The organism is Neochlamydia sp. AcF84, assembly GCF_011087585.1.
GTDB lineage: Bacteria > Chlamydiota > Chlamydiia > Chlamydiales > Parachlamydiaceae > Neochlamydia.
Genome location: NZ_VJOT01000020.1, coordinates 1 through 26,636, shown reverse-complemented (window position 1 = coordinate 26,636; position 26,636 = coordinate 1). Strand labels below are relative to the sequence as shown.

Here is a 26,636-nt window from a genome sequence, read left to right as displayed (position 1 = left end):
CAAACCTATTCTTTTTTTGAGCAGAAAGCCCATCCAATATCAAGCTAATAGCCGTAAAAGAAAATAGCCATGCATAGCAAAATAAGCATTTATGAATCTACAGCAAATATGGCAATCTGCTAAAGAAGCAGGAAAAATATTTGCCTATTTTACAGCTAGCTGCTTGCTTTTTCTTCCCTACTTAAGCACTATAGATAATTAAACGCTCAATAAAATGTTTTATGATTTTCTTACTACCTTTGCTACTCCTTCTTTTCATTTTAATTATTGGCTGGTCAATAAAAAATGGTATCGGTCCTATGCCTACCTCTCCTCCTGTAAAACAGATCTTGATGGACAATCTGCCATTGCAGGAAAAAGGCCTTATTTATGAACTAGGCGCAGGATGGGGAACTTTAGCATTCCCGCTTGCTCACAAATATCCTCAATGTACGGTTCTAGCTTACGAAAGCTCTCCTATCCCTTATTTCTTTTGCCTAATGCGCCATTTCTTTTCGCGCTCACCTCATTTGCATCTTCGCTATCATGATTTTTTTAAAGCTAACCTTATGGATGCTAAGATGATTATCTGCTATCTATATCCTCTAGCCATGCAAAAATTAAAAAGTAAATTTGAAAAAGAATTACCTCAAGGGGCATGGGTAGTCACCCATACCTTCGCTGTTCCTTCTTGGAAGGCTGAACAAATCATAGAGGTTGCCGATCTTTATTCTACTAAAATCTATATTTATAGGCGGCCTTGATTCATTTTGCTCGTTTCTCTAGCCTAACAAAAAAACTTTTTAGAGCACGCTGAAGATAAATCTTCAGAGATACTTCTATTTACCTTAAATAAACAGGCCATTCTTTTGATAGCCAGCTATTTATAATAGATACAAGTAGCCTATGCTCTTCACAAAATAAATACCTAGCGGTCGGGACTTCTAAAGCATTTAGATTAACTCCGGCGGCTCCTTAACTAAAATAAGCCTCCGCTGAGTGAGGAGCCGGGAGTTTTTAGGAGAGTATAAACTTTCAGCTCTTGCCAATTTCTGTTCTTAAAAATAAAAACACCTCTCTTGTTTCTCTATTACTTTGCAAACATTTCTTATTATTGTAGGCAAAAAGCACTCTTTTGCCGTAATGTATGTAAAAAATACCACGCTCTTTTTTAAAGGCTAATCAAAAAAACCTATGAATTTATATGCATAATGAATCCTCCAGCAATAGACACTCCTCTTTAATCCATTTTCTTAAACACTTGAGAGATGAGATCATTATCGCTTTTGAAAAATTGGAAAACAGTAAGCGTTTTACAAGGAAACCATGGCAACATCCCACAGGGGGAGAGGGCGAAATCTCTATTTTACGAGGAGAAGTTTTTGAAAAAGCAGCCGTTAACTGGTCGGGAGTCTATGGACCTCATTTTCCTATGAGCGAAAGCTCGGGGCCTTTCTTTGCTACAGGAGTAAGCTTGATTACTCACATGGTCAATCCGCATGCACCTACTGTCCATATGAACATTCGCTACATCGAAACGCAAGAAAAATCATGGTTTGGAGGAGGCTTTGATTTAACGCCCATGGGCTTTAGCTACGCTGAGGATACGGCGCATTTTCATCAAACAACTCAAGAGTTTCTAAACTCTATCGATCCTAGTCTATATCCTCATTTTTCGCAAAATGCTCGCGAGTACTTTTATATTCCCCATCGTCATAAAGAACGTGGAGTGGGAGGCATTTTTTTTGACCATTATAACAGCGGCGATTACGAGAAAGATTTACACCTATGGCAAACGGTAGGCAAGCAATTTTTAGCAGCTATCCTTCCTATCTACATAAAACGCGTATCTCTTCCTTATTCTGTTGAAGAAAAAGAAAAGCAGCTAGAAGCTCGCGCTCATTATGTGGAATTTAATTTAATGTATGACCGAGGAACAAAATTCGGATTTCAATCGGGAGGCAATCCTGAGGCTATTTTATGCTCGCTTCCCCCTTTAGCCAAGTGGTAGCTTCGTTGCCACCCCTTAAGCCTATTTCTTTTTAGCCATGGCGAGTATTTTTTTCCTGAAGCGACTTAGAAATCGATAAAAAAGCTTAAGTTGCAAGATAAAGAAGAACATGCAAAAAATTTAATCTTTTGCCATCGCCTGGCCAGCAATCCAACCCGTTGTCCAAGCATTCTGAAAGTTAAAGCCCCCTGTGATTCCGTCAATATCTAGCACTTCGCCCGCAAAGAATAAGCCAGGGCATTTTTTACTTTCCATCGTTTTGAAATTAACTTCATCGAGATTCACTCCCCCGCAAGTCACAAACTCCTCTTTAAAAATTGTTTTCCCTTGAATGTTAAAAGTAGAGTTTTGTAACAATTCCAGCAATGCATTTAAATGAACTTTTGATAGATAAGAACAACGCATGTCACACGGGATTCCAGCCATAATAGTAAGCTTTTTCCACAGATTTTTTGGAAGAGCTACCGGACTGTCTGAAGAAATTAATTTGGCAGGATTTTTCACTTTATAATTACTTAAACATGCTGCTAAGGCCTCTTTATTCATCTCTGGCAGCCAGTTGACTACTAAGGTAGCTTGATAATTCATACCATGCAAGATTCTTGCCCCCCAAGCTGACAGCTTTAATACTGCTGGCCCACTAAATCCCCAATGGGTAAGCAAGAGAGGACCTGTTTGCTTAAGATCTGTCTGCTGAATACGTAAGCCTACATTAGAAATCGACATGCCGGCAAGGTCTAGCAAGGGAGAAGTAGGAACATTAAAAGTAAATAATGAGGGCACAGGAGGCACAATCTGATGTCCTAAAGCGGTTAATAATTCATACATTTTAGGGCTACTGCCTGGAGCCAACAATAACTTTTTACACTCTACCCATGAGCCATTCGTAAGGTGAATAACAAACCCTGCCGCTTGGACCTCAATTTTTTCAACCCCACTCTCTGTACGAACCTCTACATGGGCAGCTTTGGCAGCACGCATTAAACAATCAATAATGGTAGCAGAATCATCAGTAAGAGGAAATAAGCGCCCATCCTCTTCTACTTTTAACTCCACGTGACGGTCTTTAAACCACTGAATAGTATCTCGAGGTTGAAAACGAGTGAAAGGACCTAGCAAAGCTTGGCTTCCGCGTGGATAATTTTTTACTAAAGCTACTGGGTCAAAGCATGCATGCGTGACATTACAGCGCCCACCCCCTGAAATGCGCACTTTAGATAAAAGCTGTCTATTCTTTTCTAAAAGAATCACTTTTTTGGCTATGCAAGCTTGAGCGCAGGCAATGGCTCCGAAAAAGCCTGCTGCTCCTCCACCTACTACCACGAGATAATCTTTCATAGGATTGGCATTTAAATCTTTAGGCATTTGAAAAGCTTATTATTATAGGCATATTTATATGAACAATTTGAAAAAAGATATAAGCCTAACCTACATGCTAGAAAATGCCATTTACAACTTAGCCAGCAAAGGCAATTTTTTATAAAGGAAGTTATTGCCTGCACCCTGCTCCAAGGTTGAAACTTACTTATGACCGACCAGTTTACACGAGCATTCATTTGTTTTTCAAGAAAGCCTAAAATTTAGGAAAAATTCTTGTTAACCTTTAATTGTAAAATATGAGCTTGAGCAGCTAACCAAGAAAAAGCTTTTTAAGCTAAAAGAAATGCGAGGGATAAAAGAGCAGGGGTAATTAAAAGAAGATAAACATTCCTATGGGTTAAAAAACTTTTACTTGTTATGTTTTTAAAAATGAACAGTTATCCGATATTGATAACATTTAAGTTTTTTTCTTACACTAATTAAACTTAAAAAACATTTCACAAGGCCCCCTTCATGCTCTTTACTTTAGAAAAAACGGTACAGCAATATATCAAGCTCGATTTTCCTTTGCACTCAAGGATCCATAAACTTAAAAGCTATAGCTCTTCCCACCTTCAATGTTATATTAAGCGAGATGACGAGCTTGGGCTCATGGGATCTAAAACAAGAAAATTTAGCTCATTAATGACCTTTTTGATTCATCAAAAAGCCAAGGCAGCCATTGTCATTGGAGGAATTAATTCAAATCATGTATTAGGTATTTCTCAGCTCTTGATTGAAAATCAAATACAGCCATTTCTTTTTCTATGCAAAAGCTATCAACAGAAGCTAAAAGGTAATGCTCTTCTCACCCAACTACTTGTGCCTAACGATCAGATTCATTGGATAGAAAAGCAAGATTGGCCAAAGGTCTATAAAGCTGCTTTGCATTTTGCAGATCTGCAGCGCCATCAAAACATCCACATCATTCCTGAAGGAGGATGCATGCCAGAATCTTTTCCAGGAGCGCTTACGCTTCCTATAGACATCCTTTATAATGAAGCTAAAGAACAGATCCATTTCGAGCATATCTTTGTGGATAGCGGAACAGGCCTTACTGCAATTGCCTTAATAGTAGGCCTGGCTTTTTTACAGCATTCAGCACATGTGCATGTGGTTTTAATGGCGGGCAAGGAAAATGAATTTTTAGATAATTTAAAACGTTATCACCTATATTTTGAAAAACTTGTTAAATCACCCTGTCGGATGCCTACGCATTTCTCTTTATGTCGCCCCCAACAAGCAAAATCTTTTGGGGCGACCTCGGCAAAAACCTTTAAAGACATTCATGAAATAGCTCGAGCAGAAGGAGTACTGTGTGATCCTATCTATAATGCCAAACTTTTTAAGGAAGCCCAACGGATCATTCAACAAAAAACCTTACAAGGAAAAGCTTTGGTGATACAGTCAGGCGGCACCCTCTCTTTACTAGGCTTTTTATAATTTTTAAAATTAAAGGAGATTAAGCTTTTTACTTTAAAATTTTTCTTATCCATTATTTTAGCTATGTTAAAAGGGCAGATTTAAAATTTCCCTTAAAATTATGCGTCCCTGCTGCTTCTCTCCTGCCCATCTTTTTCTTTAAGTTAATAAGCATTCTTTATGATTAGCATATAATCAAATTGCTAGAAGCATAGAAATCAATCTCCATAGCCTCACCTAATCACATGAATGGCAAGAAAGTAGTAAAAGGGAAGAAACTCGAGGAAAAAATTGCTTTGCTGATAACAGATTTTTCTTCTCAAGAGCAAGGATAGGTGGAGTAAACTGATATACATTTAGATTGGCTTATCAATCCATATTCCTCTCCCCCCTCTATTAAGTAGATGGCTTTAAAAGTAATAGGGTTGTAGCAGGATTAGGCAACGAGGATAATCAAATGCCTTTGTAGCAGCAGGAATTACCATCTCTCTTTCCCCTAGCTCTTTTATCTTTCTATGTTTAAGCTTTTAAAAAAGATTTGAAAAATAAAATATCATTATACAATATTGAAGCAATGACTACTTAAATTTTATTCTCAAGGAGCACAATTTTATGGAACCTACTAACGTAAATATTTGGGTCGTGCTGGTATGTACGATGATTAACAACTTTTTAGCCTCTGTTTGGTATTCGCGTAAAGTTTTAGGAGATGCTTGGGCCAAAGAACATGGTTTTGATGCAGAGCTTTTAAAACCAGCTCCTTGGCATTTTATAGGCGCTTTTCTGGTAGCTTTTACCTTATGCTTTGTCTTGAATATGTTCTTCCATAATTTTGCTATCAAAGGCATGGGAAATGGCATGGCTGTAGGCTTTCTCATCTGGCTAGGATTTATTGCCACGACGCATTTCTCTGGCGTCATATGGGCTAAGAAACCTTTTAAGGCTTATTTGATAGATTCCGGATATTTACTCTTGAATTTGATTTTGATTGGTGCAATCATGGGTACCTGGCAGTAATTTAGCAAATTAAAAATGCATGAGGTTGATTGTGGAAAATAAAACACTTACTTTAATCCTAGGAATAATAGCTATTTGTGGGCCTATAGATGCACACAGTGAAGAAGCAGTTTGTCGTAAATGTGAAAAAGTTCGGGAGTATAATGCAGCTCATCCTGAAAACAATTACTATTGGTATGACGATTACTTAAAAGAGAAAAAAGAAGAGAATCAGGGAGCTAAACCTCAAAAGGAATCTATCCCGAACTCTAAAGTGTAGCGGACTTGGCCATAGCTATAGCTGGCTTAATTATAAGAGCGAGAAGTTTAAAAAAACTCTCTTCTATGAGATAAAAAAGCTTTTTAAAGTTAATCTAAAAAGCTTTTTTATCTATATTAATCTAAAAGATTATCGTTGATAAAAACGCTTTTTCACTTTTAAATTTATATGCAGTTTTAAGAACTTTTTTCTTAAACACGCATGGCCTATAGAAAAAAAGCCCCCCTTTCAGAGGAGGGCACTTTGGCAAAAAAATTACCTTTCAGGTACAGCAGCCTCGGGTTCTAAATTAGGCAAAGACGGCTGATTTTCATGATTGAATAAAGCATTTTCTTCTTCTTTACTTTCTAAGGAAGAGGATGGCTGCTGGGGAATAATTGAAGAAGGGGCGTTCTCTTCCGTAATAGGCGGTATAATAATAGAAGAAGGAAGTTCTTCCTCCGCAGCAGGAGCTTCAGGTTTCTGTAAGCTTTTCTTAAGTTTTTCCCATGCCTCTTTCACTTGCTCTAGCGAACTACTTCCAATTTTAACATGGTCTTTTTCCATAAAATTAACAGTCACTGATAAAGTTGCACTTTCCTGTGAAGCTTCATTTGCTAGGCTCCGAAAAAAATCTATAATTTTTGCTTCCTTGTCCTCATCAATGATGCTTAAGGATAAAGGTTGCTTGTTAAATTCAGCGATTTTTTCCAAAACAGGATGAATGCGATTAAAATAAGCGACCAGGTCGTGAATCATTTGTTTGTAATTTTTCCATTCAAACTCATACTTACCTTGAGGGTGGCTTTCAATAAACTCTGCTTGACCATGAGATTTAATTCCATAGGGCTGGGTATCTAAATCAAAGTTATGGATAATTATTTGATGAAGAAAAGGTTTCTTTACAACATCTCTAATCTTCACATCCGCATCAAAGATAAAACTCTTTTTACCCAGTTTGGCATAATCAGGTATAATATCTTCTAACCTATCCTTACAGCATTTTAATAGCTCATCTAATAGTTGGCTCTCTCGCTTTGAAGCAGAGGAGGCCGTCTCAGAGGCCTTTAACTTAAGTCCTTCCATAAATTGCCGGTGTATAGCTTCTATGCCTTGGGGGGTTAAGATAGAGTCTGTACGAAATTCAAGATGAAGATTTCTATGATCATGCTCTTCCTGAGTATGAGCGATCTTGGAAGTGACCAAAAGCTGGCCATATGGATTTTTTATATTCAACTTATTAAGGGTGATGTCAAAATTCTCAGCACTTAAAAAATTCCATAAAGCCAGATGAAGAGGTAGGCTAGCCTCAAACTCTAAATTAAACGTATTTTTTCCAGAGCTTAGAAAGGAAGGAATATCTAACCCATCTGTATTAAGCACCATAAATTTCTTGAAATGTTCTAGCAAAGCTTTACCTTGATTTGCCGCCTCGGCATCTTCTATGTCCAAGCTAAATAAAAATTTATTTTCTTTATTTTTATTTGGATGCTGCTTCCAGCGAAGCCCCCCTTTGGAAAAGCTTAGCCATTGTGTTTGAACATCCCCCTTTTTTTCATATAAAACAAAATCGTGATCTTCATAGCTTACCCTTTTCGATTCTCTTAAAATCTCGTAAATAGAAAAATTTTCTGCATTAAAGCCTTTGGGTAGCTCTGCAAAGGGATGGATAAAAGCATGAGAATAGTGGGGATGAACTGTCTCTAACTTTATTTCTCTATTGCCCTTACATATGTATTCTTTGGCACTTGCCTGACTAGAAGTTGGAGCTATATACTTCAGATCGCCTTCCTGTTTTAGCCAGTAAGATTTTCCTAATATATCCGTTCCTATTTTCAAAGTTCCGTCGATACCCAAAGTTGGGGATGACAGGGATTTTTTTCCTTCTTGAAGTAAAATATAGCGAGGTTTATTTAATTTGACCTCGTAGCTGAAAGGAAATCCTTGCACGGACACATCCCCGGTTTCTAAACGATAGAAGCCCGATGATTGTTTTTCATAGTTTTTAAGATGAGCCAGAACAAATTCTTTTGCTTGCTGGGCACGGTAGAACCAATGACCTACATAGAGAAAAGCAAAAATGGCAACTATAGAAACTGTAAGACGATTGATAATTTTCATGGTTTCCTCAAAATGTTTATTAGGCTTTTGTCACCAAATCTCTTAATGCTTAGCCTAGTTTAGAGCTTGTATTTTTCTTTCCATATTAGGAAAAGAGAAATTATTTATTTACAGGCCATGCCCGGGGGTAATTCTACTTGTATATTAACGCTTTTCCTATAATAAACAAATATTTTAGTAAGAAAAATTATAGAAAATTATTGAAAAAGCTTATTTGCTTGTTAGAAGAGAGCATTTATTCTTATTGACAAACATGATAATTACCTTGGACAAGCCTTTTATAGCTCATCAATTCTTTTAAAGTAATAGGACCTGGGAGGCGGAGCTTATGCAGATTATTTAAGGTTTCTGGCTCTTCACCCATTAGGGTTTCATCTAAAAAACGAAGAGAGGAATTAATCATAATAACTTCAGAACTTACTAAAGAGGAAAATTGCATGGCATGGACAGGATGATCAGAAAGAATACCATCACAGCTTCCTGATCCATGCAAATGGATATGTTCGATAGCCTCTTCCATACCTTTAACCAACTTAATATTTAAAGCATTGGAATGCCAGGCTGTATCCCAATCTTGTGATACTGCTAACTGAGCATTTTCAGGATTTAAAGAACAAGAGACCAACAGATTCCAACATCTACCATCTAAACGCAGAGAAATGTTTTTATCAAGTAAGGTTTTAAAAAGAGCAGGAAGAAAAGAATCTGCTAAAGCTTCATGGACAAGCAAAGTGCTGAGGGAATAGGTAGCCTCTACCTCTTGCATTTTAGCATTATTGATAATGTCAAGTGCTTTGTCACTATTGAGAAATAGATCAATATAAAGATGGCCAACACTTTTATTCTCATAAACAAGAGGAATAAGGCTATTTTTTTGGCAAAAAGATGTAAGAGAGGCACTCCCTGCTAAAAGAACGAGATCCACACTTTTTTTACATTGTATAAAATCTTTTAATTGCTCTTCATCATGAGATGGAAGGAGTTGGACGCTCTCGATAGGTAAATCAGCAGCCTCCAACCCCATTTGAATGATCTTAACTAGAAAACAGCAAGTATTTTTGATCTCTTTTCCCGCCCAAATGATTAAAGAATTTCCTGATTTGATAGTTAGAGCTGCCACCCTTATAACTGCATGGGGATTAATATCTAAAACATATCCTACAACACCTATAGGAACACGATATTTTGCTAACTTCAAACCATTGGAAAGTGTTTGATCATCAAAAATTTCTCCATTCAGATCAGGCATTCTTCTAATATCAGATATACATTCTATCATCTGATCTAAGCAGCCAAGTTCAATGCATTTCTTTTTATCCTCACCTGACTGAGAAAGATCCTGTAGATTAGCCTGCTTTATTTCTTCTAGGTAAGCAGATAAAGCTTTGGATATTTCACTTAAAGCCAGGTTTTTTTGGCTTTCGGAGGCATTAGAAAGTATTAAAGCGGTGTTTTTGGCTTTATTTGTTTTTTTATCTAAATCCGCCATCATCCTATCCATAAGTTCTCTTCTCCTTAAGCATAAATTTGCATGCTATTAAGTGAAAAGGTGACCTGTCAAGTAAAAAAGCCTTTAAGGAGCAACACTTTTTCCGCTTGGGAAATAAGCGAGCAAAAGAGATGAGCAGTCAGCTCTATATGGCCCTGCGTTTGTTTAACTTACAAACTCATTGCATAGTTAAAATATCTGGCATAATTTTTAAACTTTTTGCCTTTTTTTAAAAGGATACCTAGTTTCATGCAAAAGCTTGTAACTTAAAATTTTGATAGTCGTCAGAATTTTTTCTTAATTTTTATAAGTTTTTCCTTGGAAATAGCTTAAAAGCTAGCTATTTCCAAGAGAAAAAAATCCGCAAGATCAAAGCTAAAATTCTTAGAGGATTGTCAGGAAACTCCGCTTTTTTAAATTTCACAAAAAAGAAATGCCAATATAAGATTCTTTAGCCCTTCTTTTCAACATCAAGCGAGCCTTATTTAAGCATCTTAATCCTTATTTAACTTAAGCACTGCAAGATAGACATTCTTCTTTGTTATTTACACTACAAGCCGCAAAAGGCTTGGCTTCTAAAGTAAATTTAATTGCATCCACAGCCGCTTGAGTTCTTAAATAGTACATGCCTGTCTTTAAACCACATTTCCATCCATAAAAATGCATAGAGGTCAGTTTGGCAAAGGTAGGATTTTGTACAAATAAGTTTAGCGACTGAGATTGGCAAATAAAGGGTCCACGCTCTGCCGCCATTTCTACTAATGTTTTTTGCTTGATCTCCCAAGCTGTCTTATAAAGCTCCTTAATATTTTCAGGAATTTCTTTAATACCTTGTACAGAACCATTAGCAGCGATCAGCTGATTTTTAAGCTCTTCACTCCATAAACCTAGATGGATCAAATCTTTTAATAGATGTTTGTTCACCACGATAAATTCTCCCGATAGCACACGGCGTGTATACAAATTGGAAGTATAGGGTTCAAAGCATTCATTATTCCCAAGGATCTGCGAAGTAGAAGCTGTGGGCATAGGGGCTACTAAAAGTGAATTTCTTACTCCATATAATGCCACTTCAGCTTTAAGAGAGGGCCAATCCCAACGTTTTCCTGGAACCACATTCCACATATCATATTGAAAGATTCCTTTAGACATAGGAGAGCCTTCATAAGTTGAATAAGCCCCATGAATTTTAGCCAGGTCTTTTGAGGCTGTTAAGGCAGCAAAATAGATGGTCTCAAAAATCTCGCGATTTAATTGCTTAGCCTCCTGAGACTCAAAAGGTATTTTTAATATTAAAAACACATCTGCCAAGCCCTGTACCCCAATACCAATGGGGCGGTGACGGAGGTTAGAATACTCAGCTTCCGCTACAGGATAATAGTTGACATCAATAATTTTGTTTAGATTCCGCGTGACCACTTGGGTAACTTCAAATAGCTTAGGGTAATCAAACTGTCCGTCTTTGATGAAACGTGGCAAAGCTAAAGAAGCCAGATTACACACGGCTACCTCGTCTGGAGCTGTGTACTCTACAATTTCGGTACATAGGTTACTCGATTGAATAGTCCCTAGATGTTGCTGATTCGATTTTCTATTACACGCATCCTTATAAACCATGTAAGGACTGCCTGTCTCAATTTGTGCCTCCAGAATTTTAAACCAGAGCTCTTGAGCTTTAATTACTCTACGGGCACGCCCTTCTTTTTCATACTTTCTATAAAGTTTTTCAAACTCCTCTCCCCAGCAGGCATCTAAACCTGCTGCTTCATTAGGACAAAACAAAGACCAAGCTTGGTTAGCCTCCACGCGCTGCATAAAAAGGTCGGGAATCCAAAGCGCTGTAAAGAGATCCCGCGCCCGCATTTCTTCCTTCCCTTGATTTTTCCTTAAATCTAAGAATTCAAAAATATCAGCGTGCCAAGGTTCTAGATAAACGGCAAAAGAGCCTTTACGCTTTCCTCCTCCTTGATCTACATAGCGAGCAGCATCATTAAACACTTTAAGCATCGGAATGACACCATTGGAGATACCCCCTGTTCCACGGATGTAAGAGCCTGTCGCTCGTATACCATGGATACTTAAGCCTATGCCTCCTGCAGCTCGAGAGATTTTAGCACACTGTTTAAGGGTATCGAAAATCCCGTCAATACTATCTTCTTTCATTTGTAGTAGAAAACAAGAAGAGAGCTGGGGAGCTGGTGTACCAGCATTGAAAAGGGTTGGGGTTGCCTGAGTGAACCATCGATCGCTCATCAGATGATAGGTTTCCATAGCAGCCTCAATATCTCCTTTATGAATGCCTATTGCTACCCGCATTAACATATGCTGAGGTCTTTCCACTACTTTACCTTGCATTTTTAGTAAATAAGCTTTTTCTAAAGTTTTAAATCCAAAGTAATCGTACAAAAAATCTCGATCATAGATGAGAGTAGAGTCTAAGAGCTGTGCATGCTGTTGGATAATCTCATAGACATCTTCGGCAATGAGAGGGGCATGTTTACCGCTTTTGGGATCTACATACAAATAGAGGGCTTTAATAGTCTCAGAAAACGATTTGCTGGTATTTTTATGCAAATTAGAAATCGAGATTCTAGCCGCTAAAATCGCATAATCAGGGTGGTTAGCCGTTAACGTTGCCGCCACTTCAGCAGCTAGATTATCTAGTTCACTGGTAGTTACACCATCAAAAACGCCTTCGATGACACGTCTAGCTACCAGCACAGGATTAATATGCTTAGCATCTAGGGCATAGCATAACTTTTGAAGCCGAGCTGTAATTTTGTCAAACTTCATAGCCTCTTTTCTTCCATCGCGCTTAATTACAAACATACCCCCCCCTTTAAAATTCTTCATTTAGAGTAAACTCATGATTTCTTTGAGTCGACATCACACCTGGTTTCTGATATTCAGAAACCCTTTTTTCAAAGAAATTAGTTTTACCCTGCAGAGATATAAGTTCCATGAAATCAAAAGGATTATTCACGTGATATAATTTAGAATACCCCAGCGCATTTAATAATCGATCGGCTACAAATTCGATATATTGGCACATCAAATCTCCGTTCATGCCAATCAATTTGACAGGTAACGCCTCCATGACAAATTCCTTTTCAATCTTAACTGCATCTCCAATAATCTCTTTAACAAGTTCTTCGGATAGTTTATGAGCAAGTTGCGAATAGATTAAACAAGCAAAATCGCAATGCAAGCCTTCGTCTCTAGAAATTAATTCGTTGGCAAAACTTAAGCCTGGCATGAGACCCCGTTTTTTAAGCCAAAAAATTGAGCAAAAGCTTCCTGAAAAGAAGATACCTTCGACGGCAGCAAAAGCTACTAAACGTTCAGCAAATCCCCCTTTAGAAATCCACCTTAAGGCCCATTCTCCTTTTTTAGCTACGCAAGGAAGGGTATCTAAGGCATGAAAAAGCATGCTTTTCTCTTGCGAATCCTTAATATAGGTTTCAATTAATAAAGAATAAGTTTCAGAATGGATATTTTCGATCATGATTTGAAATCCATAAAAACATCTTGCTTCAGGATATTGAACTTCATTAAGAAAATTCACGGCCAGGTTTTCATTTACAATTCCATCACTAGCAGCAAAAAAAGCTAGTATATGCTTGATAAAGTGCCTTTCATTTTCATTAAGTTTTTTCTCCCAGTGCTGTACATCTGTAGACAGATCGATCTCTTCAGCAGTCCAAAAGCTAGCTTCAGCTTTTTTATACATCTGCCAAATATCTTGGTGATTGATAGGAAATAAAACAAAGCGTTCTTTGTTTTCTAATAAAATTGGTTCATGCAAGGCCTGCATAGGAAACTCCCAAAAAAATAAGCTTAAGGTCTACCATCCTATCTAGAATGATAAGCCCATGATTTAATAATTAAAGAAAGGGAGAAAATAGACCGAGCAGATTGGCCAAAAAGAGAAAGAATATTACTCTTTATTTTCCCCATCCTGTCTTTAACGAGACAGTTCACCTTTTATAAAAAAGATGCGATGAGCAAAGATAAGCAGGTCTTCTGACTCTGAGATCATCCTACTTGCCAGCCTTCCCACTAATAAAAGCAGTGGCATTTTAGCTTTCGTCACTCATTACAGCGGCGTTACCGCACAGGATTTACACCTGTTTCCCTATTCTCTTCTAGCCTTAACTAAAAGCACTTATCTTAAATCCAATGTATTTCTCATTGTGCCAGTAAATATATACGTTGCCAAGATTTTGTCAATAGGAATAAAGAATCTGCACAGTTTTCTTAAATTTTTTATGCCATTAAAAGCTCTCTTAGAAGGATATAAACTGGCAATCCCTATTTTAGTTAGATAGCCAAGCTTATATTGCTGGAGAGAAAAAAGAAAAATGTGTATCTATTTGCAAGCAGTTAATCTTAATGCTTTTTAAGAGAGTGCACCAGGAAAGTCCGCTTCCCACTAAATTTCTTGAAGAATAAGAAAGCAAGCCGATAGCTTTAATATTTATTAAAGAGCTCTTTAACAATCATTCATTTTATTTTAAGGATTAGCAATGAGTTCCCTTACGATTTCTTCAGAGAGATTTCCTTCCAGTGCCTCTTCCCTTAGCCAAGAAAAAGCTGCACGCTTTCCCAGGGAGAGTTTACAGAGATTTTCCCCAGAGGTTATCCTCGGCCTTATGCAAAGACGGGGAGATTTGGACAATCCTCTCTCTTCTTATAAAATTAAAGGGACACCATCCCGTGGAGAATGGCATGACTTTAAGTCTCCTAGAAAAAACCTTTCTTCTTCTAGCTTATCCTTTAAAGCCTCTGTACTTTCTTCTGAGCACGCCAAAAGTGAGAAAATTAATTTTTTTTCTAAGGAAGCAATTAAAGAAATGGGTTTCGAAGCAGTTATATTGACAATTGCTCATCTCTTAAAAACGCTAAATTCTTCGGGCTTTCAAGAAATTAAAATAGGAGGCCTCACAGCTACAGCTTTGCTACCTATCCTGATGATTAATTTTAATAGATTAGCCCCTCAATTTCCTGCAGAGAAAGTTCAATTATATGGCCTGGGGTATGCAGCTGAGCAAAAAGAATTTCTAAATTTAAGTATTGAGGCTCTTTTAAAATCCAAAGGGAAAAAAAACATTACCATTAGTGGCTTTAGTGAGTCTAATCTTTTTCAAAACATAAACTTGCAAAAAAAGTATGAACGTCATGTGGGCACATTTGACATTATTTATACTAATCTCTCTTTAGATAAGCTGCCAGAGCTTAAGGCTCTTTTAAAAGTAGGAGGAGCCCTAATTTTTAAAGAAACTCTGAGCATTCCCCAAAGAGCAAAATCGCATGAAAATTTGCTCTCGGAAGAAGAAAATAATTATTATAAAAAGTTTCAAGAAGTTTTCGCCAGCATTCATGCTCCGGTTGAGCATCATCTTCCCCTCTATGCAATCTGTAAAAAAATCCTCCAAAGTGGTTTTCATTTCCACAAAAGAAATATTAGCTCCTCTTATCAACCTACTTATGTTTTTCTTTTAATAAATAAATAGCTTGATTAAGGCAAGCGTTTAGTGTACTTATTCAATAGCATGAAAAACTAAAAATAAGCTGAGGATAGAAATGAAATCGCCCACCTTTCGTCATCAATTATATAACAACGCGGTAGCTATCATTAGCTTAATAGTGGCCGTCATTGCTTTAGCTGTAAACACCTGGCGATTAGAGCAAACAGAAAAAAATAGAAACACCCGCCAAGCAGGCTTTGAAATGCTCAAAAACTTAGGAGGACTGCAAGCTGTTGTTAACACCACTTTATATAAAGAAACGCATTCAAAAATAGAGGCTATTGAAGGATGGAATTATATTGCCATGATGAGTGACATTGTTATCCTTCTCCCCTCCCCTGTCCCAGAGAATCTTAAACAGCTAGCTAAAATATGGAGTGTGCATTGGAAAAACTTAGCTACAAACCATAATAGTGTCTCACAGATTAACCATCAAATAGATACAACAAGAGAAGCTGTTATGCATGCTTTAAACCAATTGCATTAAAATTAAGGTCAATTTCCAAAGAAAAATAAAGGATCCCTCCCTAGGATAAAAGCTTAGCTATAGGGGATTAAGCTAAAAGATTCACAAGCTTTGAAAAAATAGAAAAGAGTAGAGAAGCTTTTTCCTATTCTTCGTGAGAGAGTTTCTATATAATATTTTCTACATTTAAATCTCCTAGCTAAAGTGTGAAGAGAAAAATAATAAATTGGCCCCTTTAGCTTAGCTAGGAAAAGAGGCATTTCAATATTTACTGCCTCAAAAATCTAGAGGGCTTAACTAAAACTTTGGTGATCTTAAAGGAATTTAGCTCATGCTCAAAACGATAATACAATTACCAGAAATTAAACTGGTGGGCATTACAAGCCGCACTAACAATTCATTGGAGAAGGACCCATCCTCTGCTAAAATTAGCTCAACAATCCAAACCTACTTCCAAGGTGCATGCTTAGAAAAAATTCTTTATCGCGCAAAACCAGGTATAACCTATTGCGTTTATACCGATTATGAATCTGATCTTAAGGGAGACTATACTTATTTTATTGGTGAAGAAGTCAGCAAATTCGCTGAAATGGCTGAAGGATTTTCCGCCCTTGTTATACCTGCTCGAAATTACGTAAAATTTACAAGCAATCCAGGTACCCTACCTTCCCTATGCATTAATATGTGGCAAGAAATTTGGTCGATGTCCGCTCAGGATTTGGGTGGGGAAAGAGAATATTTGGCTGATTTTGAAATTTACGATGATCGTGCAAGCAATCATCAGAATGCAATACTCGATATTTACATTGGCATTAAAAGCGAAAATCAAAGGCCTTCTTGCACCTAAAGGAGTAAGGTTTAAAAAGTGGCGATTTTTCTCCCAGGTTTTCCTATTATAAACCATAGTCCCTTACCCTAGGTAAGGAGCTAGAAAGATCCTGCGAATACCCATAGAAGTTGCTTTATTGGGTTTGTCTATTAGAATTAGCAAATCCTCCCCTATTTAAACTTAAAGCAAGATTGTATTTCTCTTGAGGCAAGGTCCAAGTGCATTGGGCAGGCCTTATGATTATTAGGATAGCTCTTATATGATGAAAAAGGGTTTGTCTAGAATAGCGTTTTGCATTCTTAAAAACGTATGAAATTTTAAGTTGGATAAGCTCAAAAAATTAATGCATTTTACCACGCCTTCGTTGAAGGTGAAAGAAGGACAAAGTGTGAAAAAAGCTTAAGCCAAATATAAAGAGAAAGCAAAGCAGATGGAGGAGTCTAAAATTCATGTCTTCTTCTGAAAAGCCCGCCAAATGCAACGCTTTAAAGCTTTATCTGCCTTTTGCTGAAGTAAAAAAGAAAAATTTACTCAGGTAAATAGGACGGAGAGGGTGGGATTCGAACCCACGGTACGTTTAAAAGCGTACACACGCTTTCCAAGCGTGCTCCTTAAGCCACTCGGACACCTCTCCAAGATTAAGGAATCTGCAGTAGATTAATCCATCTTTAAAATAAGTTGCAAGAATAAAAAACTTTAATCGTTTGATCTTTCGTTTTTTTTCATTAGCAAATTGCATTCATTGCTACATGAGAAAACGTTTATAAACTTTTTTTTAAAATCTTTATTTATATTTTAATTACTTGCTTTAATTCTTAATTCTCAGCATAGTAGAGGTAAATTATTTATCTTATAACTATTATTTATGATGATAAGCTTTAAAAAACATTTAATATTTTTCACTATTTTCCTCTCTTTTTTTTCGCTATCCCATCCGATGTTTTCTAGTGAAAATTCAGCGCGCTCTCATTATGTGCTAGTGAGTGTAGCTCCTCACAAATTTTTTGTAGAAAAGCTTGCTGGGCCTACTCTTCAAGTAGGAGTTATGGTGCCTGCGGGCGCTAGCGCTCATACTTATGAGCCGACGCCTAAACAGATGCTAGAGGCTACTAAAGCTGATCTTTGGTTTTACGTAGGAGAAGGATTTGAGCCAAAAGTTAAGTCAGCCTTAAAAAGCTATAATCCACGCATGCAATTGATCGATTTAAGGCAAAATCTTGATCTTATTTCTTATGAGAGCAAACATCCTCACCGTTGCTGTCACTCTCAAGAAAACAGCTATGATCTTCATTATTGGCTAAGCCCCATTCAAGCTAAAATTCAAGCTAGCACTATTGCAAAAGCCTTAATCAAAACCTATCCAGAGAATGCCTCGCTATATCAAGACAATTTAGCTCACTTTCATCAAGAGCTCGATCACCTCCATCAGGAGATTCATACTCTTTTAAGTAAGCCTCATAATCCTGTGCTAATGGTCTCTCACCCAGCTTATGCTTATTTTTGTCGCGAATATAATTGCCGACAGCTCTCCATTGAGTTTGAAGGGAAAGATCCTACCCCTCAACAACTTACTCGATTGATTAAAGAGGCTCAAAGCCATCATATAAAAACTATTTTCGTGCAAGTTCAATACAGTAGTAAAGGGGCCAAATTGATCGCTGCCCAATTAGGTGCTCGCCTAGTTAATCTAAATCCTTATGCTGAAAATTACTTTGAGAGCATGCGAGATATTGCTAAAGCTTTTGGGGCCTCTTAAAAGAAATTTGCCCCATTTTTTCTTATGCTTAAGAGAAGCTTTGGCAAATATTCTTTATCTTAAAGCTTACCTCATGTCTTTCTTGAATGTATGAGTAGCTTAAGCTTTTACCATGTTTTCTTTATTCCCTATCGAATAGCTTACAAGAAGAAAGTAGATCAACTTTTCCCGCCCTACAATTGACCACCTAACTGAAATTTTGCCTGCTCACCCAAAGCTGGGTGTATGCACCTAATTTGCTGAGGAATTTTTGTTCCTTATCCTGTACCTTTTTCCTTCTTAAAATTTGCTGGGAGCAGAGGCACCTCTAAAAAAACCCTTTTAACAATCAATCAAAAAACCTAGCACTTAAAATTGATAGAAATCGTCTAATCTTCTTATCAGGAAGGCTCAAGAATATTAGTTAATTTTCAGGGCTTCAGAGATAGATGGACAAATTAATTCTAAAGACTTTAATATAAAAAACCATTAAATTTAGTCTAAAGGCTTTTCTTGATGCCTCCTGTTATCCATATAGATCATCTCAATTTCGCCTACGCCGAAACGCCCGTCCTTACTGATATCCATTTAACTATTGAGTCGAATGATTTCATTGGTATTATAGGACCTAACGGCGGGGGTAAAACCACTCTTCTTAAGCTGTTGATGGGATTTTTAAAACCCTCTTCTGGTAAAATAGAAATTTTAGGATCACCGCCTCAATCCTCTCGCCATCAAATTGCCTATGTCCCTCAAACACATCGTTATGATCGCGAGTTTCCCATTTCTGTTTTAGAAGTGGTTTTAGCTGGGCGCCTCTCTAGGCTCCCCTGGTATGGAAAGTTCTCTTCAGCTGATAAAGAAGCTGCTAAAGAAGCTTTAAATCGCGTAAAGTTGCCCAACTTTCATAACAAACCTTTTGGTACATTATCTGGTGGGCAAGCTCAGCGAGCATTGATTGCTAGAGCTTTAATCTCAGATCCGCAGCTTCTGCTGTTAGACGAACCGACAGCTCATGTGGATTCACAAGCAGAAGCTGATATTTATGATATTTTAGATAGCCTTCGCCAAAAAATGACTATTCTTATGGTAACCCATGATTTAAACACAGCGATCGAACAAGTAAGACAGGTTCTTCTCGTCCAAAACACAGCTTTATTGTTAAAGCCAGAAGAAGTTTGTGAACATTTCGCTATGGGTCTTTACCATTCACCTTTGATTCAGTTAAAGCGAGAAATTCAATGACCTCTTTTTTTGACGCCTTACATACCAATCCGCTTTTGCTAGCAGCTATATTAGCTGGGATAGCAGCTTCATTTGTGAGCGGAATTATAGGCTCTTACGTGGTAGTAAAAAGAATTATTTTTATTTGTGGCAGCATCTCGCATGCAGTTCTTAGTGGGATAGGTATTTGCTTATGGTTAGAAAGGGCTAAAGGCGTTGTAGGGGCCTCGCCTTTGCTAGGTGCTCTTATTGCAGCCATAGCTTCTTCTTTGCTCATCGGATGGATTCATCTTCATTATCGCCAACGTGAGGACACTGTCATTGCTGCCATTTGGTCGATAGGTATGGCGGTAGGGATTCTATTTATTTCCCAAACCCCTGGTTTTAATGTTGAGCTCACCAATTTTCTCATTGGAAATATCTTATGGGTCACCCCTACTGATCTAAAAATCTTGCTTATTTTAGATATCGTCATTTTTTTAACAGTGCTTTGCCTACATAAACGCTTTTTAGCCATTTGTTTTGATGAAGAACAAGCTCAGCTCCAAGGTATCTCTGTTAATTCACTTTATCTTTTATTACTTGTGTTAACGGCTGTTTCCATTGTCCTTTTGATTCAAGTGGTGGGTATTATTTTAGTGATGACCATGCTTACAATCCCCGCTGCGATTGCCAATCTATTCACAACTAGGCTTTCTCGAATGATGGCCATTGCGATTTGTATCAGCATAGGATTTTGCTTTTTCGGAATGCAAGCAGCTTTTTATATGGATTGGCCCGGCGGAGCGACGATTGCGCTAGTGGCAGGCTTAACTTACGTGCTCACCTTACTAGGAAAATATGGGATGAAAAGAGCTCGGAAGACTAGCTTAACTATCTCTTCCGATAAATAAAATAAGAGTAAGATCTATCACAAGCCTCGTTAGCTTGCATAGCCTTAAGTTAACTACGGAAAGAGAGGGATTCGAACCCTCGATACCCTTGAGAGGTATGCGTCCTTAGCAGGGACGTGCTTTCGGCCACTCAGCCATCTTTCCATAAATACGCTGATTAAACAGATATCCTAGCGTGCAGACTGTTTTTACGCAACCCTTTATATAGAAAAAGAGAAGTTTTTAAGAAGAAAACTGATTTAAGACCCTCCAATATTCCTAAATTTTGTGATTTCTCTGTATATTTCAAATATTATGAAATAAAAAGTAAAGAAAACCTTAAAGCTTTTAAGAATAATCCGATAGCACGTAAGCGGTCACGGGGGCTATCAATTACTTTGTGATAAATAAAATAATTTCTAGAGTTTATATTTACTTAATCATATATTGAGTAGTATGCAACCCTCATACGAGCAACTATTTAAAGAGAATGCAGAGCTAAGGGCTGAGATTATCCAGCTAAGAGCTGAAAATGCCTAGCTTCGAGCTGAAAATGCGCAGTTAAAAGCGTTGGTAAATAAATTAGAAAAGGTAATTACCAAGCTTGAAGCGCGCATGGCTCAGTTGGAAGAGCAGCTCAATCAAAATTCTAAGAATAGCTCCAAGCCACCATCGACAGATCAAAAAGCTAATCGTTCATCATTACCTAAAGCAGGAAATCGACCTTATCATCCTGGTGCTAGCCGTCAACTGCTACCTGCTAGTGTAGTTACCTCGCATGAAGTTCGTAGTGTAAAAAGTTGCCTACACTGCCACTCTGCTATGCATGCCACTGATAAGCTTTTTTCATGACAGCAGATCGAGCTTCCTGAAATTAAACCTTTGGTGCATCAAATCGATTTAGTGACGAGCAGATGCCCTTGCTGCCATCTAGAAACACGGCCTGAACTTAAAGAAAATGAGCAATTCTTGCTCGGTCCTAGGCTGGAAGGCTTTATTAATCTGCTGATGGGGCAATATCGGCAAGGGCACAGAGCTGTGCGTACCATGATTAGTGCTTTATTGCCTAGCGTGGTTTTAAGCCAAGGTTTTATTTCTAAAGTTAAAGCTCGCACCGCTGCTTTGCTTTTTTCGTCTTATGAAACACTCGTTAAAGCAGCTATTACTACAAAGCAGCCCTTGCATCTAGATGCGACAAGCTGGCGTCATGCCGCTACTAACGAGCATTTGCTAGTACTACGTGTAGGAAATGTGATTGCTTATGCATTAAGACCCTATCAAAATGGCGCTACTCTAAAGGCACTAGCCGGCCAGGAGATTCATTGCTTAGTCAGCGATTGAGGTTTAGCTATCCATCAAATTAAGGTAAAGATCAAACAGTATTGTCTAGCTCATCTGCTCCGTAACATACAAGGACAAGCAGAATAGCCCAATATATCTTTAGAGGATACACAGCGCTTAGGACACCTATATGATACCTTGCAAGAGCTTTTTAAAGATAAGCATCGCCTAGAAAAAGGACAAATCAGCCAATCTACTTGGCAGCAGTATAAGTATCTTAACTGGCGTTATATACAAGAAGAATTGCAAGAACTGCAGTGCTGGAGTAGCACCAAGAAGTTGCGGAAGTTTTGCCACAAGCTTTTAAAGCAGATCGAACATTTCCGTGCTTACTTGAAAGATCCTGCTATTCCTATGACCAATAATGCTGCCGAAGAATCTTTAAGAAATCTAGTCATTGTACGTAAGTTATGTCTAGGTAGCCAATCTATCTATGGCAAAAGGTGGAGGGAAGTGATGCATAGCTGTATAGAAACTCTTTATCGACAAGGAAAATCTATTCTAGATTTTCTAGCAGATGCTATCTATGCACCTCGTACCAAGCAACCTATCCCTTCTGTTATCTAAGAAACCTTTTATATCCCGTGACCGCTTACTGTAGCACTCTTTTTTCTGGATAATCTGCAACTTTTTATGGTGATTAGCCATTCTATGAAGAGGTAATAAAAAGGTATGCAATTTAAGGTAAAGGCTATAATTTTTTTACTACTTTAAGAAAATCCCGCTTTTTTTGCGTTTTGCCTTAAATTCTATAATTACGACATCTTTTGCGCCTCTATAACTTTTTACTCTGACGAACTAGACAATGAAGATACAAACTTTTTTCAGCTCCGGCCTAAAAAATAATTATTATAGCCAAGATATCTTTTCTATGAGATTCTTCAGCGGATTTCCTAGTATCCAAGGTATAACCATTTATGTGAATGCTCTATTTCTGAAGGAAGAGAGGTGAGCTGGTTATCGTTTAAAGAAAGATAGTGCGAATGAAATAAACGCCCTCTCTCTGCCGGAAGAGTGGTAAAATGGTTATCAGCTAGCATAAATATCTCAGCCTCCTTTTCCTCATGAGAAAAAACCATCAATGGCTAGTCTTTCCCAATTAATCATTCCCGCCATATCCGCGCATCCTTTTAATGCCGATAGCAAGCTATCTAAAGTTCCATCCTTTTGCCATTTACTTAGCCACCGATGAGTAGTAGATCTTGATCCCCAATTCGGTCCTTTAGGGAGATCACACCCACATGAGCCGGTAATCAAAATCCAAAATAAGCTATTACAAATCTTTCTCTAGGGAGTATGAGGTTTTTCCTTTAATTTTTTTTTGACAGCTCCGCGGCAATAGTGATTTTAAGATTCTCCATTGAGTATCTGTAAGTCTTTCAAATTTTCCTGATATACGTCTTCTCCTTCTTAAAAAAATATGCCTCACCAGTTTAAATTCCTCAAGAGACCTCTTTCGAAACTCACTCATTTAATTCCCAGTTATAGATTGCTGCAATTAAGTTGAAGCGAAGCGCAAATCTTTTACGTCTATTTCTATATCGATCGGCTATGATTTTAAATCGTTTGAGAAGGCCAATTACATTATCCTTAGCAACTCTTTCTCTTGATAAGCTTTAATTTGCTTTTTTGTCCTCGTTAGTTAGAGGATATTTCTTACTCTTTTTCTTAGGCATCTGTGTTTGAATATGCAGCTTTTTTAATCCTTGATAACCTGAATCAATTAACACTTTTATTTGTGGATGGATTTTGACTTGGGATTCTTTAAATAACCTAAAATCATGCTTTTTACCATTACCATAAGAAGTGCAAATCACTTTCTTGCTTTTTTTATCGACTACAAGCTGCGTCTTTAGGGTGTGTTTTTTCTTTTTCCCTGCATAATGGCGCTTTTGTTTTTTTAGGGCGCTCAATAGGCGTTTCTGTAGCATCAATTAAGATAACCTCATATTCCGTATCGCTTTTCAATAGTTCTTTACGTCCCGGTAAAGCAAAATCTGGATGCTTGATTAAGGTATCTTCAATCCACTTCACCGCTTTATAAGCTGAGCTTTCACTAACTCCATAGCTTTGGCTAATATGAAAATAGGTCCTATATTCGCGCATATATTCCAATGCCATCAACAACATGTTTCCTAGACTTAGTTTATATTTACGCCCACCTTTAATCTTCGTGGCCTTATCGGCTTGCTGTAAAATTTGCACCATCTTATCAAAGGTGGTACACTTGACCCCTGTCAAACGTCGAAATCGCTCATCATCTAATTTCTCTATCTTATCAAACTTCATGGGCCTCCTTTAAATATTGAGTCACCATCTTACTAAAATTTGCATTTTATTACAGTTTCGAAAAAATTCTAATTTAATCAGCGGAATAGTTTTATAGGCCGAATAAAGCATTTTTCTTTTTTGCTATAACATTTAATAAAATTTATAAATTATTTATATTCCAACAATAATTTAAATAATAAATTTTTCAAGATATTTACTAAATTATAATATAATTAACTAGAATAAACATTATAATATTTAAATTAAATTATCATTATTATAAAATTAATTTATAATTCGATTAAATTTTGTAATTAAGGATAAAATAATGCAAAATAACCCTTTTACAGATGGAAAGGAAATCTTAATAAGTAGATTGTATCACTTTAAATTTGCGAGAGATAATATAGATGAAGAGCTTAATCCCCTAAAGCAACCGCATTTCACACCAGAGGTGAAAAAGATTAGCCTCGCCAGAGTAATCATGATTGGTGAAACCCATGAAAGTAAGGCGAACGAAATTAGCGAGCTTGTAAGGAGCATCGTAGAGTATCATTTTAACCATGGAGGCACAACTCTCTTCCTATTGAGTGAAAGTGAAGCCAGGTGCTCGGATTGGAGTTTAGCTAAGCTAGGAGAGCAAGTAAAGATTGCTTGTTGGGACCAAGACCCCTCGACAAAAGCCTTGGATATCTTTTTTGGAAAAGCAGTTTGGCCTGCAAATCTTTACATTAGTGACACACTTATAAATTATCTAAAAAATCCTTGCCTAGAAAATTTGCTAGAATTCCATAAAAATTTAGCTGCTGTGCAAGCTTTAATTGAGAAGACCTTTGAGAAACCTATAATTCAAAAGTTTTTTTCTAAAGAATTTATTAATACATCTTTAAATAAATTATCTTATAATTTAAAAGGATACGAATTTATAACAAATATAAAAAAAGCTTACGCTTCACATGAGATACAGTTGGTTTTGGCCTGCAAAAATTTCATAAACGAATTGAATTTATTAGCGTTAGAAATGACTTTAAAAGTAAACAAACACAGAAATACTACAATGATAAAAATTATTAAGGAAGGGCTTAATACCTACGATAAAGTAATTGTGATTGCAGGAAGGCTTCACTTCAGTACTCGGGAATCCCCACATTTAGAACAAAATATTTATATTAAAGAAAGCATTCAAATTATACGGGAGGAGTTATCGCCAGCGAATCCTTTTGAAGAACGCTATCCCTATGTTATTATTGAAGCTTCTTTACCTGAAGATGACCTCCCTTTACCTATTCCTCTCTCTGACGCCTTTCCCTTACCCGCAGAAAAACACCACTCTAGACAAAGAAAGGAAAAAAAGAAATGTAAAGAGGAATCAGAACATGATAAAATAAAAACAAACGCAAATAAATTTAAAACAGTAGACACGCTTTCTCTTTCTGATCAATTTATTAATAAACAAAGCCAAATTTTAACACATGCGCAAGCAACAGGTAAACTACATAATACTGATATAGCCATGCTTGCAAATTTGATGATCGAAACTCTAGAACAATTAATGGATTTGAAAAAAACTCAAGTCGAAAATAAATAAAAAGCATAGAATTATTAGGGACTTTGCAGGCAGATTTTTCTCTCCTAGAGAGCACTTGACCTGACAAGCATGGGTTACCTGGTAGATGCTCTTTCTGTCAATTGTAACTTATCTAACGCGAGTTATCGGATAAGGAAATAGTTGAAAAAAAGACCTTCACATGGCTTAAAAGTATTTTTGTACTAAAAAAAACTTAAAGCTGGAAGGTCAAAATGATTGAAAAAGATATCCATTTATTAATGTCCATTCTTTGCGATGTAGATGATTTTTGTAAACAATTTAAGGTTGAATGGCATAAAATATTGGCTGAAAGCCACCCCAAGTTACTGACTGGAAAGAGCAACAAAAGAAATAGAGGGTCAAAACTATCATTAAGTGTAATAGATAGGACTTAATCTGACATTTGTGATAAAAATAAAGGAAACTCAATTTAAAAGCCGCGAAGCTTGAAGCCCTGTCGCTCATTAAAATTGGCAAGGCTGAAGTTGAAGTGAGCGGCTTAAGACTAATAAGGAGTATCAAATGTCAAATTTAGCAACTCATCAAAAAGTCATTAAAAATAAACTCGGTGTTTTAAAGCTAGCTGAAACATTAGGAAATGTATCCCAGGCGTGTAAGATGATGGGATATTCTAGAGATAGCTTTTATAGATTCAAAGAACTTTATGAAACAGGTGGAGAAGCAGCTCTTCAGGATATGACACGTAAAAAACCCTGTATAAAAAACAGGGTGGACGAGTCCATCGAAAAAGCTGTTGTTGATTTTGCTCTTCAAAAGCCTGCTTATGGGCAGTTAAGAGTATGCAACGAGCTTAAGAAGCAAGGAGTTTTCATTTCGCCAGGTGGCGTACGTTCTGTTTGGCTACGATACAATCTTGAGACCTTTCAAAAACGTCTCAAAGCATTGGAAGCTAAAATGGCTCAAGAAGAAATGATATTAACAGAGGATCAACTAAAAGCTCTTGAAAAAGCCAAGGAAGAAAAAGAAGCACATGGCGAAATTGAAACTGAACATCCAGGCTATTTATTATCTCAAGATACCTATTACGTAGGCACTATTAAAGGTGTGGGACGCATTTATCAACAGACAGTGATCGATACCTATTCTAAGGTAGCTTTTGTCAAACTATACGATAGAAAAAATGCG

Annotated in this window: 22 protein-coding genes, 2 tRNA genes, 1 pseudogene and 1 riboswitch; of the genes and pseudogenes, 16 read left to right on the top strand and 9 right to left on the bottom strand. The window is 37.2% G+C overall.

All coding sequences use genetic code 11. From position 1 onward, the window contains the following. Nucleotides 1–221: 221 nt before the first annotated feature. Together NEOC84_RS01250 and hemF are read left to right on the top strand one after the other, a co-directional pair. Nucleotides 222–743, top strand: coding sequence for an SAM-dependent methyltransferase (locus NEOC84_RS01250; RefSeq protein WP_242678157.1), 522 nt, complete (start codon nucleotides 222–224; stop codon nucleotides 741–743). A gap of 440 nt (nucleotides 744–1,183) precedes the next feature. Next, nucleotides 1,184–1,990: an oxygen-dependent coproporphyrinogen oxidase gene (hemF, locus tag NEOC84_RS01245; RefSeq protein WP_166154533.1), complete on the top strand. Its 807-nt coding sequence runs from the start codon at nucleotides 1,184–1,186 to the stop codon at nucleotides 1,988–1,990. A gap of 120 nt (nucleotides 1,991–2,110) precedes the next feature. Here the strand turns inward: hemF and NEOC84_RS01240 are convergent, their stop codons facing one another. Further along, nucleotides 2,111–3,355 (bottom strand): NAD(P)/FAD-dependent oxidoreductase, encoded by a 1,245-nt coding sequence (locus NEOC84_RS01240; protein ID WP_242678156.1) that lies wholly within the window; start codon nucleotides 3,353–3,355, stop codon nucleotides 2,111–2,113. Between the two features lie 468 nt (nucleotides 3,356–3,823). Here NEOC84_RS01240 and NEOC84_RS01235 point away from each other — a divergent pair, with 468 nt between their 5' ends. The 3 genes from NEOC84_RS01235 (at nucleotide 3,824) to NEOC84_RS01225 (ending at nucleotide 6,047) form a co-directional block, all read left to right on the top strand. Further along, nucleotides 3,824–4,792, top strand: coding sequence for a pyridoxal-phosphate dependent enzyme (locus NEOC84_RS01235; protein WP_166154531.1), 969 nt, complete (start codon nucleotides 3,824–3,826; stop codon nucleotides 4,790–4,792). A 591-nt stretch (nucleotides 4,793–5,383) separates the two neighbouring features. Next, nucleotides 5,384–5,788 (top strand): DUF1761 domain-containing protein, encoded by a 405-nt coding sequence (locus tag NEOC84_RS01230; protein WP_166154529.1) that lies wholly within the window; start codon nucleotides 5,384–5,386, stop codon nucleotides 5,786–5,788. 31 nt (nucleotides 5,789–5,819) lie between these two features. Beyond that, nucleotides 5,820–6,047, top strand: coding sequence for a hypothetical protein (locus NEOC84_RS01225; protein ID WP_166154527.1), 228 nt, complete (start codon nucleotides 5,820–5,822; stop codon nucleotides 6,045–6,047). Nucleotides 6,048–6,302: 255 nt separating this feature from the next. Here NEOC84_RS01225 and NEOC84_RS01220 read toward each other — a convergent pair whose 3' ends face one another. From NEOC84_RS01220 to NEOC84_RS01205, 4 genes are all read right to left on the bottom strand, one after another. After that, a complete protein-coding gene (locus NEOC84_RS01220) occupies nucleotides 6,303–8,147 on the bottom strand; it encodes a hypothetical protein (protein WP_166154525.1) in 1,845 nt (614 codons plus the stop codon). A 241-nt stretch (nucleotides 8,148–8,388) separates the two neighbouring features. Then, nucleotides 8,389–9,648 carry a glutamate-5-semialdehyde dehydrogenase gene (locus NEOC84_RS01215; RefSeq protein WP_166154523.1) on the bottom strand — a complete coding sequence of 420 codons (1,260 nt, stop codon included), beginning with the start codon at nucleotides 9,646–9,648 and terminating at the stop codon, nucleotides 8,389–8,391. A 498-nt stretch (nucleotides 9,649–10,146) separates the two neighbouring features. Further along, nucleotides 10,147–12,465 (bottom strand): ribonucleoside-diphosphate reductase subunit alpha, encoded by a 2,319-nt coding sequence (locus NEOC84_RS01210; RefSeq protein ID WP_166154521.1) that lies wholly within the window; start codon nucleotides 12,463–12,465, stop codon nucleotides 10,147–10,149. A gap of 10 nt (nucleotides 12,466–12,475) precedes the next feature. Further along, nucleotides 12,476–13,450 (bottom strand): ribonucleoside-diphosphate reductase small subunit, encoded by a 975-nt coding sequence (locus NEOC84_RS01205; RefSeq protein ID WP_166154519.1) that lies wholly within the window; start codon nucleotides 13,448–13,450, stop codon nucleotides 12,476–12,478. 181 nt (nucleotides 13,451–13,631) lie between these two features. Continuing rightward, nucleotides 13,632–13,820, bottom strand: a riboswitch (cobalamin riboswitch). Nucleotides 13,821–14,162: 342 nt separating this feature from the next. On the opposite strand from NEOC84_RS01205, the gene NEOC84_RS01200 reads away from it, so the two are divergent. The 3 genes from NEOC84_RS01200 (at nucleotide 14,163) to NEOC84_RS01190 (ending at nucleotide 16,477) form a co-directional block, all read left to right on the top strand. After that, on the top strand, nucleotides 14,163–15,149 hold the full coding sequence (locus NEOC84_RS01200; protein ID WP_166154517.1) for a hypothetical protein: 987 nt from the start codon (nucleotides 14,163–14,165) through the stop codon (nucleotides 15,147–15,149). Nucleotides 15,150–15,219: 70 nt separating this feature from the next. Then, nucleotides 15,220–15,651: a hypothetical protein gene (locus NEOC84_RS01195; RefSeq protein WP_166154515.1), complete on the top strand. Its 432-nt coding sequence runs from the start codon at nucleotides 15,220–15,222 to the stop codon at nucleotides 15,649–15,651. 310 nt (nucleotides 15,652–15,961) lie between these two features. Further along, nucleotides 15,962–16,477, top strand: coding sequence for a GyrI-like domain-containing protein (locus NEOC84_RS01190; RefSeq protein ID WP_166154513.1), 516 nt, complete (start codon nucleotides 15,962–15,964; stop codon nucleotides 16,475–16,477). A 527-nt stretch (nucleotides 16,478–17,004) separates the two neighbouring features. Here the strand turns inward: NEOC84_RS01190 and NEOC84_RS01185 are convergent. Then, a tRNA-Ser gene (locus NEOC84_RS01185) sits at nucleotides 17,005–17,093 on the bottom strand. A gap of 345 nt (nucleotides 17,094–17,438) precedes the next feature. Here NEOC84_RS01185 and NEOC84_RS01180 point away from each other — a divergent pair. From NEOC84_RS01180 to NEOC84_RS01170, 3 genes are all read left to right on the top strand, one after another. Next, complete coding sequence (locus tag NEOC84_RS01180) at nucleotides 17,439–18,215, top strand: zinc ABC transporter substrate-binding protein (RefSeq protein ID WP_166154511.1); 777 nt, start codon at nucleotides 17,439–17,441, stop codon at nucleotides 18,213–18,215. A gap of 495 nt (nucleotides 18,216–18,710) precedes the next feature. Next, the gene (locus NEOC84_RS01175; RefSeq protein WP_166154509.1) at nucleotides 18,711–19,439 is read left to right on the top strand and encodes an ABC transporter ATP-binding protein; all 729 of its coding nucleotides are present in this window, start codon (nucleotides 18,711–18,713) and stop codon (nucleotides 19,437–19,439) included. Then, entirely contained in the window at nucleotides 19,436–20,311 is an 876-nt protein-coding gene (locus tag NEOC84_RS01170) for a metal ABC transporter permease (protein ID WP_166154507.1), read from the top strand. The genes NEOC84_RS01175 and NEOC84_RS01170 overlap by 4 nt, the downstream gene beginning before the upstream one ends. 56 nt (nucleotides 20,312–20,367) lie before the next feature. Here NEOC84_RS01170 and NEOC84_RS01165 read toward each other — a convergent pair. Beyond that, a tRNA-Ser gene (locus NEOC84_RS01165) sits at nucleotides 20,368–20,455 on the bottom strand. A gap of 405 nt (nucleotides 20,456–20,860) precedes the next feature. Between NEOC84_RS01165 and NEOC84_RS01160 the strand changes: the two genes are divergently transcribed. From NEOC84_RS01160 to NEOC84_RS01150, 3 genes are all read left to right on the top strand, one after another. Beyond that, nucleotides 20,861–21,142, top strand: a complete 282-nt coding sequence (locus NEOC84_RS01160) for a DUF6444 domain-containing protein (RefSeq protein ID WP_166154505.1) — start codon at nucleotides 20,861–20,863, stop codon at nucleotides 21,140–21,142. A gap of 33 nt (nucleotides 21,143–21,175) precedes the next feature. Next, nucleotides 21,176–21,631, top strand: a complete 456-nt coding sequence (locus NEOC84_RS01155) for a hypothetical protein (protein WP_166154503.1) — start codon at nucleotides 21,176–21,178, stop codon at nucleotides 21,629–21,631. A 93-nt stretch (nucleotides 21,632–21,724) separates the two neighbouring features. Beyond that, nucleotides 21,725–22,198: a transposase gene (locus NEOC84_RS01150; protein WP_347566621.1), complete on the top strand. Its 474-nt coding sequence runs from the start codon at nucleotides 21,725–21,727 to the stop codon at nucleotides 22,196–22,198. A 326-nt stretch (nucleotides 22,199–22,524) separates the two neighbouring features. Here the strand turns inward: NEOC84_RS01150 and NEOC84_RS01145 are convergent, their stop codons facing one another. Further along, a complete protein-coding gene (locus tag NEOC84_RS01145; protein ID WP_166154499.1) occupies nucleotides 22,525–22,671 on the bottom strand; it encodes a hypothetical protein in 147 nt (48 codons plus the stop codon). A gap of 423 nt (nucleotides 22,672–23,094) precedes the next feature. Continuing rightward, nucleotides 23,095–23,920 (bottom strand): annotated as a pseudogene (locus NEOC84_RS01140) (IS5 family transposase). Between the two features lie 310 nt (nucleotides 23,921–24,230). On the opposite strand from NEOC84_RS01140, the gene NEOC84_RS01135 reads away from it, so the two are divergent. Beyond that, entirely contained in the window at nucleotides 24,231–25,490 is a 1,260-nt protein-coding gene (locus tag NEOC84_RS01135; protein WP_166154497.1) for a hypothetical protein, read from the top strand. 522 nt (nucleotides 25,491–26,012) lie between these two features. After that, nucleotides 26,013–26,636, top strand: a 624-nt coding sequence (locus tag NEOC84_RS01130) for a helix-turn-helix domain-containing protein (RefSeq protein ID WP_242678153.1), incomplete at its 3' end; no start/stop codon positions are given.